This window comes from Clostridium sp. AM49-4BH (assembly GCF_003478335.1).
In the GTDB taxonomy this organism is placed as follows: domain Bacteria; phylum Bacillota; class Clostridia; order Lachnospirales; family Lachnospiraceae; genus Butyribacter.
The window spans coordinates 1-12,780 of the sequence record NZ_QUFB01000063.1 but is presented as its reverse complement, the minus strand read 5'-3'; the positions used below and the strand labels follow the sequence as shown (position 1 = coordinate 12,780).

At 39.0% G+C, this 12,780-nt stretch carries 8 protein-coding genes and 3 pseudogenes; 8 read left to right on the top strand and 3 right to left on the bottom strand.

Going from position 1 to position 12,780, the window contains the following annotated elements; translation table 11 throughout:
• The 4 genes from DW981_RS15405 to DW981_RS15800 all read left to right on the top strand — a co-directional run.
• Positions 1-296, top strand: a 296-nt coding sequence (locus DW981_RS15405; protein WP_207664005.1) for a hypothetical protein, incomplete at its 5' end; no start/stop codon positions are given.
• Positions 297-302: 6 nt separating this feature from the next.
• Positions 303-2,408 carry a penicillin-binding transpeptidase domain-containing protein gene (locus tag DW981_RS13000; protein WP_118508024.1) on the top strand — a complete coding sequence of 702 codons (2,106 nt, stop codon included), beginning with the start codon at positions 303-305 and terminating at the stop codon, positions 2,406-2,408.
• A 24-nt stretch (positions 2,409-2,432) separates the two neighbouring features.
• A complete protein-coding gene (locus tag DW981_RS15805) occupies positions 2,433-3,245 on the top strand; it encodes a DUF6070 family protein (protein WP_243034763.1) in 813 nt (270 codons plus the stop codon).
• A gap of 32 nt (positions 3,246-3,277) precedes the next feature.
• Positions 3,278-3,709, top strand: coding sequence for a DUF6070 family protein (locus tag DW981_RS15800; RefSeq protein ID WP_243034762.1), 432 nt, complete (start codon positions 3,278-3,280; stop codon positions 3,707-3,709).
• Between the two features lie 165 nt (positions 3,710-3,874).
• Here the strand turns inward: DW981_RS15800 and DW981_RS12990 are convergent.
• Positions 3,875-5,105: pseudogene (locus DW981_RS12990) on the bottom strand (IS1380 family transposase).
• Positions 5,106-5,365: 260 nt separating this feature from the next.
• Here DW981_RS12990 and DW981_RS12985 point away from each other — a divergent pair.
• The 4 genes and pseudogenes from DW981_RS12985 to DW981_RS12965 all read left to right on the top strand — a co-directional run bounded on the left by DW981_RS12985 (position 5,366) and on the right by DW981_RS12965 (position 11,746).
• Positions 5,366-9,091, top strand: a complete 3,726-nt coding sequence (locus DW981_RS12985) for a M64 family metallopeptidase (protein WP_118508023.1) — start codon at positions 5,366-5,368, stop codon at positions 9,089-9,091.
• Positions 9,092-9,696: 605 nt separating this feature from the next.
• On the top strand, positions 9,697-10,380 hold the full coding sequence (locus tag DW981_RS12975; protein WP_015559621.1) for a YitT family protein: 684 nt from the start codon (positions 9,697-9,699) through the stop codon (positions 10,378-10,380).
• A gap of 83 nt (positions 10,381-10,463) precedes the next feature.
• A pseudogene (locus tag DW981_RS15795) lies at positions 10,464-10,592 on the top strand (recombinase family protein); the annotation flags it as partial.
• A gap of 326 nt (positions 10,593-10,918) precedes the next feature.
• Entirely contained in the window at positions 10,919-11,746 is an 828-nt protein-coding gene (locus DW981_RS12965) for an alpha/beta fold hydrolase (protein WP_118508022.1), read from the top strand.
• Positions 11,747-11,844: 98 nt separating this feature from the next.
• On the opposite strand, the gene DW981_RS12960 is transcribed toward DW981_RS12965, so the two are convergent.
• Both DW981_RS12960 and DW981_RS12955 read right to left on the bottom strand, forming a co-directional pair.
• Complete coding sequence (locus tag DW981_RS12960; RefSeq protein WP_118508021.1) at positions 11,845-12,201, bottom strand: GDSL-type esterase/lipase family protein; 357 nt, start codon at positions 12,199-12,201, stop codon at positions 11,845-11,847.
• 281 nt (positions 12,202-12,482) lie between these two features.
• Positions 12,483-12,780, bottom strand: a pseudogene (locus DW981_RS12955) (IS1380 family transposase); the annotation flags it as partial.

The window sequence follows — 12,780 nt, the reverse complement described above, 5'->3', positions numbered from 1 at the left end:
TTTATTGTTTGAAAATGCTTTTTCCGAATATGGAGAAGAATAAGATAACAAGTTTGTATAAAAAATTAAATAAAAAGGCATATGATCATATATTTCAGACAGAAAAAGGATTTCATAGCTATAATCTACCAAGCGATTTGTATTATAGAGATGGAGTAGGAATTTATCCTTATTTCGCATACGGCGAAAGTGTTCGTATGTGTATTATTCCTGTAGATCAAAAGTTAATCCGGTCATACAGGAAAAAAGGTGTTAGGTTGCATAGATTGGATGAAAGAAAAATGAAAGGAAAATGAGTAATTATGAAATATAGACATAATAGAAAAAGAAGAATGATCCGTGTTGGCTTTTTGGTGCTAAGTATAATATTTATAGCTGGTGTAGTCCTGTTTACTATAAAAGGGATAACTAAGAAAGAGGTTGTCAAAAGTCCTGAACAGGTTTTGAAGTCATATATGAATTGCATTTGTCAGAAAAACTATAGCGAAATGTATGAAATGATAACAAATGAGAGTAAAGAAACCATTGAAAAAGAGGACTTTGTGAAGCGCAATTCTGCTATTTATGAGGGGATTGAAGCAAAAAACATCAATATAAAAATTATAGATTATGAAGAAGAAAGTTTAACAGTTAAATATAATACAGCTTTTGACACAGTAGCCGGAAAAGTGGATTTTAAAAACGAAGTTGCTTTTTTAGAACAAGATGATCAGTACAAAATGGTATGGAGTAATTCAGTAATCTATCCAGGGCTTACAGAGGATGACAAAGTGCGTGTGTCCGTAATACAGGCGCAGAGAGGTCAAATTCTGGATAGGAATGGAAGAATGCTTGCGGGAAAGGGTGTTGCTTCATCTGTTGGAATTATACCTGGAAAGTTAGAAAATAGGAAAAAATCCATTGTCAGAATTGCGAAATTGTTGGGAATAAAACCAGAAGATATAGAAAAGGAATTAACGGCAAAATGGGTAAAAGAAGATTCATTTGTCCCGATTAAAAAAATTGCAAAAGTAAAAGAACTTGATTTACTCGCACTGGATCCGGATGAAACAATTGTTGAGGAACAAAAACGACAGGAAAAATTATTAAAAATATCTGGTGTAATGATTTCGGATGTAGAAGTCAGAGAATACCCATTAAAGGATGAGGCTGCACATTTAGTGGGGTATGTACAAAATGTAACTGCAGAAGATTTAGAAAAGCATGCAGGAGAAGGATATACAAATGCCAGTGTCATTGGAAAAACGGGGTTAGAGGGGGTATATGAAAAGGAATTGAAGGGGGAAAATGGATGCAAAATATATATTGCTGATTCAGAAGGAAAAGAGAAAGAGCAGCTGGCATATAAAATAGTGAAAGATGGAAAAGACATTAAATTAACGATAGATGCGGATTTACAGGCGCAATTATATAAAAATTTTAAAAGTGACAAAAGTTGTTCCATTGCCATGAATCCATTTACTGGGGAAGTGCTGGCAATGGTTAGTACACCTTCCTATGATACGAATGCATTTATAATGGGAATGAGTAAAAAGCAATGGGATAGATTAAATAAAGATAAGAAACAACCATTGTATAACCGTTTTAGACAAGTATGGTGTCCGGGATCCACATTCAAGCCTGTTATTGCGGCGATTGGTTTACAGTCTGAAGCATTTACCGGAACAGATAATTTTGGAAATGAAGGACATAGCTGGCAAAAAGATAAAACATGGGGGACATATCATGTTACGACACTTCATACATATAGCCCCGTTATACTGAAAAATGCATTGATATATTCAGATAACATATATTTTGCCAAAGCAGCACTTAAAATCGGAACAGAAGAGATGGAGAGGTCATTATCTATGTTGGGGTTTCATTCATCTATTCCATTTGAAATAATGATGGCGGAGTCAAAGTTCTCCAATAATAAGCATATTCAAAGTGAGGTAGGGTTAGCGGATACGGGATATGGTCAGGGACAGGTACTTGTCAATCCACTTCATTTGGCTTGTATTTACACAAGTTTTTGCAATGACGGAAATGTGTTGAAACCGTATTTATTGTATAAAGAAAATGCCAAAGCAGAGCAGTGGATTTCAGAAGCCTTTTCCAAATCCGTATCCCAAGAAGTGTTAGAGGGTATAAAAAGTGTAGTAAATGATTCACACGGGACGGGATATGCCATACATCGTAAAGATATGATTTTAGCAGGGAAAACAGGAACTGCTGAAATTAAAGAGTCGCAGAGTGATACGACAGGAACTGAATTAGGGTGGTTTGCTGTTATGACACCAGATAAGAAAAACAAAAAACCTATTCTTATTGTCAGTATGGTTGAAGATGTAAAGGGAATAGGAGGAAGTGGTTATGTGGTAAAAAAAGATAAGGCTGTTTTGGATAAATGGTTTGGTAAAAATTGAAAACAGGAAGGAGTGTGCAGAATTATGAGAAAATTTTTATATTTAATCCTTTTTGTAATGACTCTTTGTGTTTTTTGCTGTTCGTGCAGTCAAAAGACAAATGATGTGAAAAAGACATCAAGTCAGCATGAGAAAAAGCTAAAAAGTGTCCCAAATAATAATACAAAAGAAGATGTTATATCGGAAGAAGATCTGGAAAAAGGATATGACTTGCCGGTATCCGCTCAAGAGAATGAAGAGGCTACAAGAGATTCTATGCAGATAATGTCGGGACTTGAACATATATATAGAAATGCGGATAAAGGAGATTCGTTAAATGTTGTTTTAGATAACAAATCGATATGTAAAATGATTAAAAAGATAAAACAACAGGGTTATTCTGTTACAGTTTCTGAAGATTATTCTAATATGGAGAATTATAAAAGATTTTCTTCATTTCTTGCAAAAGCACAGAAGAAACAGAAAGGGTCGGGTGTTATTTATGAAGTTCATTCCGAGGGCAGCATTGGAAGAGAAAAATTTATTTATGACGGAAAGGATATGTTTCTATTGGCTTCAAATGCATCGTGGGATGATAATGGTAAGCCAATTATTACATTTGTTTCCTACACAAGGATAAAGAAATGGAGATATTCGAGAAAAGGATGGTTTTGCTATGAATTGTGTGTGCCGGAATATCCTGAAGTGACGGAAATGGTAGATGGAAGCTGTCTGATCAGGATTAAGCCAATGAGTGATAATAAGCGGAAATTATCAAGAAAATGCGTTCGTGGTTTAGCGTATCAGGGCAATAATATTTTATGTTCTAATTGGGATCAAGAACATATGCAAAGATAGATTATAATGGTTTATATGAATATTTATATGCTATGAAATATAAAAAGAAATTTAATGGAAAAAAATATCCAAGTGGAATACCCAAAGATCAATTTGAGCAATTGATCATGGAATATTTACCTGTTTCCAGAGAAGATATTGAAAAGTATGCAAGTTATAATGAAAAGAAAAAGACATATGATTGGATGCGATTGGGATGTTTTAATTATGCTCCTAATTTTTTTGGAACTTCTATCCCGGAAGTAACAAAGATTAAACATAATTCCAATGGAACAGTTACTCTTACCGTGGATGCGGTTTGCGAAATGGTGTTATGCAATGAGGCGGTCATTACTCATGAGCTAACTGTAAAATTTAATAAAGATGGTAGTTTCCGTTATTTGGGAAATAAGATCTTAAATGGTGGTATCAAGAAAATACCAGAGTATCAATATAGAATATTGAAGGAGAAATCGAAAAGATAAAAACCTGAATCCGTGAACCTTGTTTCAAAATGAAAAGGCACACAGGAAATGTTTGCCATATTTGTTATTGTATACTAAATTTTAAAAATGCTGCATAATTTTGCGTTCAAAAAAAGACTGCACCATTTGTGTGCAGCTGCCATTGCCATATTCAGCTACCTGTTGTCAGGTGATGAATGCAAAGCTGTCATAAAGACGCTTGAAAGTAAATCTCCAGCGATTCCTGCCCTATGATTCGAAGGATATTATATGCGATCATTGTCAGCTCCAGCACCAGTTTGTTGCTCTCAAACTTTCCCGACGGGAGTCTTTCAACATCCATGTCCGTCTTGATTTCACTGTGATACTGCTCACTTTCTCCGTGGGCATGGTAAAGATCAATGACTGTTTCGTCTGGCAGGGAAGTGTTTGTCCAGTATGTGCCCAGTTTTATATCGGGTACGATAAAATACTGCCCATATCGGTCAATGGTTCTTTCCGTGATCTCATAAATTGTGCGTATTCCGACAGTTTTCTCCTCGTTATCAGAAAGGGAATATGTCACATTCCGGAAGGTCTGTCCGATATAAACAGTTTTCCCATCACGTGGATGCTGGATATTCTGGCAGCATTCCCTGACGGATTCCAGCCATTCTTCTTTACTTTCCTGTCTGGGATTCCGTTTTATGATGAAAGACACATTGTTGTATTTATAGCTTTCTTCCATAAAGATGCCTATGTTTTCAGATGCATCGTTGCCGGAATCCAGCCGGATGAGCAGTGGTTTTTCCGTCAGCTGTCTGCACAGTTCAATGGTCTCTCTCAGGAAATCAGGAGTTTCTTTCTGGCAGTGCTGTTTCCAAATCCGCAGTTCAAGATTGACGAGGTATCCTTCTGTGCCGATATATGCCATAATTGGTGCATATCCGTCAAAACCCTTGTAGGTACGGGATACGCCTTCCTTATTGGATTTCGAATTGTCAAAGGGGGTTACATCAATATCGACAGGAACAAAGCCGTTATCCAGGGCTGTCGGCTCTATGTGCATTTCACGCAGCATGTCGACATTTGCCTGCTGGATGTCTTTGCGCAGGGAATCCCCGATCATGTCAAAACGCTGACGGAGTGTTTCGGCGGAAGGAATCGCATAGGAGATGCCTAATGCGTATTTGTAGTAGTCAGGGTCATCCATCATTTCACGGACAGCCTCATACTGGGGTTTTCCCTGACAGAGCATACCAATATAGGTGAGGAGCACGTCTCCATTTTTTATCTGTTTCTGCAGATAATCTTTTGAAATTGGAGCACGGTTGATTTTTTTAACAAAACTGCTTTTTCCAAGTATTTGCCCTACGAATACCAGACCACTGGGAGTAATGAGCCGCTCATCGCTGAATTCAATGTGTATTTTCTTCATTGCACTGCCTCCGCCTATCTTTTGATACTTTCATTATACAGGATAATGCATGATGATACAGTAAAAAAACAAAATTTTGTTTAACCTAGTGGGTGAAATAAAATGTATTGCGAAAATCAGTTTCCAGCAGGTATTATTGCTGAAAAAAAGGGATGTAACACTATGGTAAGTTTCACGGAATAAGGTGGATTTTCATTGACGCATATAACACCTTACAATATAATAAAAGCAAATATATAGCTTATAAAGGAGGTTCCTTAATGACGAAAAAAATAACCGCAATATTCTTGGCATTGTGCATGGCAATTTCCGTTTTGCCGATGACCATTCAGGCGGCATCAAAGCCCGATATTAAAGTTGGCGACTATGTTAAAATGGGCGCGTATAACAATGCCTCAATTCTTTGGCGATGTGTAAGCATTGACAATAACGGACCGCTTATGCTTGCAGACAAAATTGTTGACACCCTTGCATATGATGCCAAAACAAATGACAACAGCAATTCAAAATCACACAGCAGAAGCTATAAGCGTGATGATTACGGTTCTAACTATTGGAAAGACAGCAATATGCGTTCTTGGTTAAATTCGACCGCAGCTGAAGGCAAAGTCGATTGGCTTTGCGGCAACCCTCCGAAAGACGGATATGTAAGCGGTGTGGGAGCGTACAACGAAAAAGCGGGTTTTCTCAACGCTTTTTCAAAATCTGAAATTGCGGCAATGAAAACCGTTACCCAGCGTTCTCTCGTTTCTCATCCCGAATACAACAAGGGCATAGTTGATGGAGACGCAAATTCGGATTTGTTATACTACACCGATATTTCGGAAGCGGTGGCAAACTACGACAGTTCATATTTTGAAACTACAACCGAAAAGGTTTTTCTTCTTGATGTAAAGCAGGCTAATGCCGTGTGGAAAAATCTCAAAGGTTATTATGTTGCGTATAATAATGACGGTATGGCTTGGCCTTATTGGCTTCGCACTCCTGTTACCGATTGCAATCACGATATGCGTTATATCAGTTCATCGGGTCAGGTCGGTCGTTATGCTCCGTGGTATTCCGATTTGGGCGTAAGACCTGCATTTTATCTCGATTCCGAATATTTTGTTACAACTTCCGGCAGCGGCTCACAAAGCAGTCCTTATATCGGCTCTGCTCCAAATAAGCAAGAGGATGATTATACAATTTCGGAACCTGCCGAGGACGCAAATCCCGATTGGAATGTCAGCACCGAGCAAAGCATTCAGCTCACCCTCGGCCCGTGGTATTCAAATGACGGAAAATATTCTAATCCTACCATCCCTGTTTATACCATCCAAAAAACACGCAGCGACACGGAAAATATGGTTGTTGTCGTTTGCGGCGAGGGATACACAAAAAGTCAGCAGGGCAAATTCATCAATGATGTCAAACGACTTTGGCAGGACGCTATGAAATATGAACCGTATCGCAGTTATGCCGACAGATTCAATGTTTACGCTCTTTGCACAGCTTCCGAATCGACTTTTGACAATGGTGGAAGCACCTTCTTTGATGTTATAGTCGACAAATATAATTCGCCTGTTATTTCTAATAATCTCCACGGAAGTCAGTGGAAAAATCATATTTTTGAGAGATGTATCGGTCCTGAATTTATCGAGAAAATTCACGATGCTCATATCAAAAAAAAGTGTGATCCAAACACAATTCCGTCCGGTTCGGAATATGAGCCTTATTATTATGTTCACGATTATATTGCTCAGTTCGCTATGGTTGTAAACACAAAATCAGATTTCGGCGGTGCTTATAATAACCGTGAATACGGCTTCCATTATTTCATTTCGCCATCAGACAGTTATCGTGCGTCAAAAACTTTTGCACACGAGTTTGGACACGGTTTGCTCGGTCTCGGTGATGAATACAGTAACGGATATTTGCTTGACGATAAGGAACTTAAATCACTCAATCTTTCCTCGGTTGAAGACCAGGAAAAGATAAAATGGCGACAGCTTTTAGGTTTTAGAAACACATATACTTGCCGCAATGCTTACGGCTCAAAAATGCTTGTTTCAAGTTATGAGTGCATAATGAGAGACACAAACTATCAATTCTGTGAGGTTTGCCGTTTGCAGGGCTTCAAGCGAATGTCTCAGCTTGTTAAGGATGTAGACCTTTATGTTGCAACTCCCGAGGTTAAGGAATATACGGGCGCTTATTCAAAGCCGTCTGATTTTACCGACCTTGAAACAAGTTCATATTATAATTACACATATAATCGCAATGACCGACTTTTGAGCGGCAACAGCAAAAGCAGATTTAATACTAATATGAACGGTAAAAAAATCGAGCTTAGAACTGTTATTCAAAACATTTCAGATAAAAATGCACGACAATTAAAATTCAAAATGTGGATTAAGCACTCCGACGGAAGCGTTGCGACCGATTCATCGGGGAATCCGCTTCAAACAGTACAAACCTTTGACATTCCTGTTTGGAATGATAAGGCAAATTTCTGGCCGCTCGGTGCTTTGGATCACATCAAAAGCGACTTTAATTCAGGCTTAAAGAGTTGCTCGCTTATTTATCAAATTCCGTCTGATGCACAGCTTAAGAGCGGCGATACCGTGGCATTTCAGGTGCTCGATGAAAACGGAAATGTGCTTGCAGACGACAATACGGAAACACAGCGCTACACAACCGTTTCAATTCAGTATAAATTTGAGGACGGCTCTGAAATTCCAAACACTGCCGGCGGAACATTTACCGTGCCATACGGCACAAAGCTTGATTTAACACCGGCAAAAACACTTTATGATTATGAATTTATAAAGGTTGACGGCTTGAATAAGCCTATTGTTTCGGACGGAACGGTTGTTACATATTATTACAAAAATAAAAACGAAGAACACACTCACAATCTGACTTTGGTTGCTGCGAAAGCTGCCACCTGCACTACTGCGGGCAATTCCGCATACTACACCTGCGATGGCTGTGACAAGTGGTTCGCAGATGCAACAGGATCGGTAGAAATTACCGATAAAACCAGTGTGAAGATTCCGGCTCCCGGACATACCACAGGCACAGAATGGAAGTCTGATGATACTAACCACTGGCATGAATGTTCTCGTTGCCACGACAAAAAGGACGAAGCGGCTCACGATTACGGTTCTGACAATGTTTGCGACACCTGCGGATATTACAAAACTGTACCGCACACTCACAATCTGACTTTGGTTGCTGCGAAAGCTGCCACCTGCACAGAGGGCGGTAAGGAAGCATACTACAAGTGCGAAGGTTGTGGCAAGTTCTATGAAGATGTACTCGGTACAAAGGAAATAACCGACCTTGCATCTTGGGGCAATATTGCTAAGATTGCCCACACCACAAAGCAAACCGTAACAAAGGCAACCCCAACAGCAAACGGCAAGATAGTAAATTACTGTTCGGTATGTAAGAAAACTCTTTCAACGACAGTAATTACAAAGGCATCAAGCATAAAGCTTAAAGCAACATCATTAACATATAACGGAAAGGTTAGAACACCTAAGGTTATTGTTAAGGACAGAACAGGAAAGACACTTGTTAAGAATACTGACTATACTGTGTCTTATGCAAAAGGCAGAAAGTATGTTGGCAAGTACGCAGTAAAGATTACCTTTAAGGGTAAATACAGCGGAACAAAGACGCTTTATTTCACAATCAAGCCAAAGGCAACAAGTATTTCCTCACTTAAAGCAGGTTCAAAGAAGTTTACAGTAAAGTGGAAGAAGCAGGCTACACAGACAACAGGCTATCAGGTACAGTACAGTGCCTCAAGTAAATTCAGCAAGGCTAAGACCGTAACAGTAGGCAAGAATACAACAGTATCAAAGAAAATTTCAAAGCTTTCGGGCAAGAAAAAGTATTATGTAAGAGTTCGCACCTATAAGACAGTTAAGATTAACGGCAAATCCATAAGGATTTATTCAGGCTGGTCAAAAGCTAAGACTGTTACAACAAAGAAATAAAAACTATACCGTAACCTTTGATTCTGCTGGTGGCTCTGCAGTAACGACTCAGACTATCGAAGAAGGTCAGAAGGCAACCAAACCTGCCGCTCCTACCAAGTCTGACGATACCACCAAGCCTTCGGATGATGTTCAGAATCCGCAGACCGGCGACAACAGTATGAGTGGCTGTGGATCGCTCTGCTGTTCGTCAGCGGCTTCGGAGTTGTGACAACTACTGTTTATACTAAAAAAGAAAATCTGTGAAATAACAGATAGCTAACCATTTAAGGATGGCGGTAGCGGAGCTTCCGCTGCCGCCTTTTCCTTACGAAAAGAAATCGAACAAGGAGAAATCAAATGGACGAACAAGAAAAAGAAATTGAAGAAATACTCAGAACATTTGACAAAGCACCTTCGCCTTCGTCAGAGAATAGTGTTCAAAGTCATTTTAGTGCGATTGGGGGCATTTATGACTGAGACTTTTGAGAGACATCGCTCAAATCAAAATCGTAACACGAATTGAAATGAGCAAAACTCCGAGCGAATACAGAAAATCATATTTATAACCGTTGACTTTATAAAAGCTCGGGTGTATAATCAAAAAAATAAAGCTGTCTCGGCTGATGAAGACTATAAATTTTGCTGTTTCTGAACACAACAGCAGAGTTTACAGTCTTATTTTTTTAGGTGATAATATGAAATTCAAAAAATATGCAACAAAAACGCTGATGATCGTTATCGGATCAATAATATCCGCATACGGAATTACGCTTGCAATAGGCGCAGGTTTCGGCGGCGCAACACTTGCGATATTGTGGCAAGGGCTGACGAATGTGACAGGTATGTCAATCGGCACATCGTCGCTTATTGTGGCTGTGGCAATGATAATTTTTGCCCTTTTCTATGACAGAAAACAAATCAATATTGGCACAATTCTTTACCAAATCATTTACAGTTTTTTCGTAGATGTATTCACAAAAATTCAGCATTATACAGATATTAAAGCGGTTAATTTTGTTATAATGCTGCTTGGCATTGCTATATTTTCGTTCGGAACGGGGATTTACTCCGCCGCTGATTTCGGCAGGGGCTCATATGAAGCAGTCACATTTTCGCTTGCCGAAAAAAACGGGTGGAAAATCAAAATCGTACGAATGGTTCTTGATATTATAATGGTAATTATCGGCGTTTTGCTCGGCGGTAAATTCGGAATTTGCACAATTGCCACCGTTTTGCTCTCCGGTCCGATAATTCAGGCAACCGTAAGCACTGTTAAGAAATCAAAGATTTTAAAAAACATTTCTTAAAATTCTCATACAAGCCTAAAAGTGATAAGACATACAAAAAGGATGGAATTCGATTTTGAACAAGTCCGTAAAAAATGGACAATAGAAAAAACGGAGTTAAGGTTATATCCGCTAACGAAAACATTAGCGAAGGCTCAAAAGGCATAATTCTTGAATACGTACTTGAAGGTATGGCTGAATATTATTCAGCAGACTTATCAGAGAAAGTCATTTTGCCGATGATCGTACTTAAATGCTTTGATGATATTCTTTCCCCTACCCTACCAAAGAAGCCGTTGTTAAAAAGGCTGAAGAACTTCAAGCACAAGGTATGATTTCAGTTATTGACAAAGTAATGGCATTATTATACTATGACAGTGTGAGTTAACAGTAAACCAAAGAACAATATGTCGATCATGAAAGAATGCTCCTTTGTGTTTCCCGTGCTTATGATTATTACAAGCAAAATAGCTATTGACTAAAACATTTACACAAAATCAGTGTTAAAAATATAGCCGATGCAACAAAAACAAAATACCACTGAATTTGGAGAAAAATTATGATTTTTAAGAAACCTGTTTTATCAGATGGAATTACAGAAAGCACTTTTGAATGCAAAAGAGATGGATTGACGATTCGTGGAACAATCTACCGTCCAAAAGGAGATCATCTTCCGATTGCAATTGTATGTCACGGATTTATGGCATGGCAAGACAGTGTGAAACATTATGCGGCTTTTTTGGCTGAAATGGGATATGTTGCATTTACATTTGATTTTTGTGGCGGTTCTGCTATGTGTGGAAAAAGTGACGGAAAAACCACAGAGATGTCTGTTCTGACAGAAACCAAAGATCTGAAAGCGGTCATTGAAAATGTTAGAAATCTTTCCTATACAGATTCTGAAAAAATTTTATTGATGGGATGCAGTCAGGGCGGTTTTGTGTCTGCTTTGGTGGCAGCAAAGAACAACTTTCCGATAGAAAAACTTGTCCTGTTTTATCCGGCATTGTGTATCCCGGATGACGCCAGAGCCGGAAAAATGATGATGGCAAAATTTGATCCGCAAAATGTTCCCGATACTTTCCGCTGCGGACTGATGAAATTGGGGTGTTGCTATGCAATGGATGTCATGCAAATGGATGCCTTTGCAGAAATTAAGAACTACGCCGGCAGGGTGTGCATCGTGCATGGTACAAAGGATAAAATCGTAGATGTTTCTTATGCCACACGTGCGGCAGAAGCATATAAAAGTACGATGCCGATCGGAATGCAAGATTCCAAACGGGTGCAACTTCATTTTATAGATGGCGGAGGGCATATGTTTTCGAAAAAGCATGATGTCATTGCAATGAAATTATTAAAAGAATTCGCCGCAAAACACGAATGATTTTCATCTGATACCATATGGACAAATCTCCACCTTTAAAGACTTGACAGTTGATATAATCTGCCATCACCTCGGAACATTCGTGTTCCGAGGCTTTTTTATGCCCGAATACTGCTTTTTACGGCGGTATTCGAGCAAAGTGTCTGCGTTCTTTGCAAAATTTCTTTTATATTTTTCAAGGTGTACTCGGTCGGAACTCCTATGCCGATGTCATTCGTTCCGAATAAAATCACAAGATTTTTCGGGTTTATGTTCAAGGCGTTACATTCGAGCCTTTCCAACAATCTGTCGCTGTCAACGGCAAACAATCCCGCACCGATTGCGCCGCAAAATTCAGGCTTATCGGATATGAAAATCTTTGTGTTCAACCGCTTTTGCAACACTTTTTTCAAAAACGTGTTTTCGGGCAGATGAAATAGTCCCCCTTGGCTTGTAACTAAACCTAAAAATCGCATAATTTTTAAGGCTTTTGCCCTGTTTTAGGCAGAAGCCTTTTTGCATATTTAATAAGATTTTCTTCTTCGTGTAATATTAAATGTGTCGGCTGTAAAATTAACAAAAATTTAATTGGATTCCTGAATCCGTGAACCTTGTTTCAAAATGAAAAGGCACACAGGAAATGTTTGCCATATTTGTTATTGTATACTAAATTTTGAAAATGCTGCATAATTTTGCGTTCAGAAAAAGACTGCACCATTTGTGTGCAGCTGCCATTGCCATATTCAGCTACCTGTTGTCAGGTGATGAATGCAAAGCTGTCATAAAGACGCTTGAAAGTAAATCTCCAGCGATTACTCCTTCCAATGGACAGCACCAGACGGCCGGCATGTTCTGTCAGATGTCCCGCAAACTGCATAAGATTACTGATCACCGTACGTATTCTTCGGCGATGTATTTTCTTCCGGCCGGGAGCATCCTTCTTTTTCAGCGATTCCTGCCCTATGATTCGAAGGATATTATATGCGATCATTGTCAGCTCCAGCACCAGTTTGTTGCTCTCAAACTTTCCCGACGGGAGTCTTTCAACATCCATG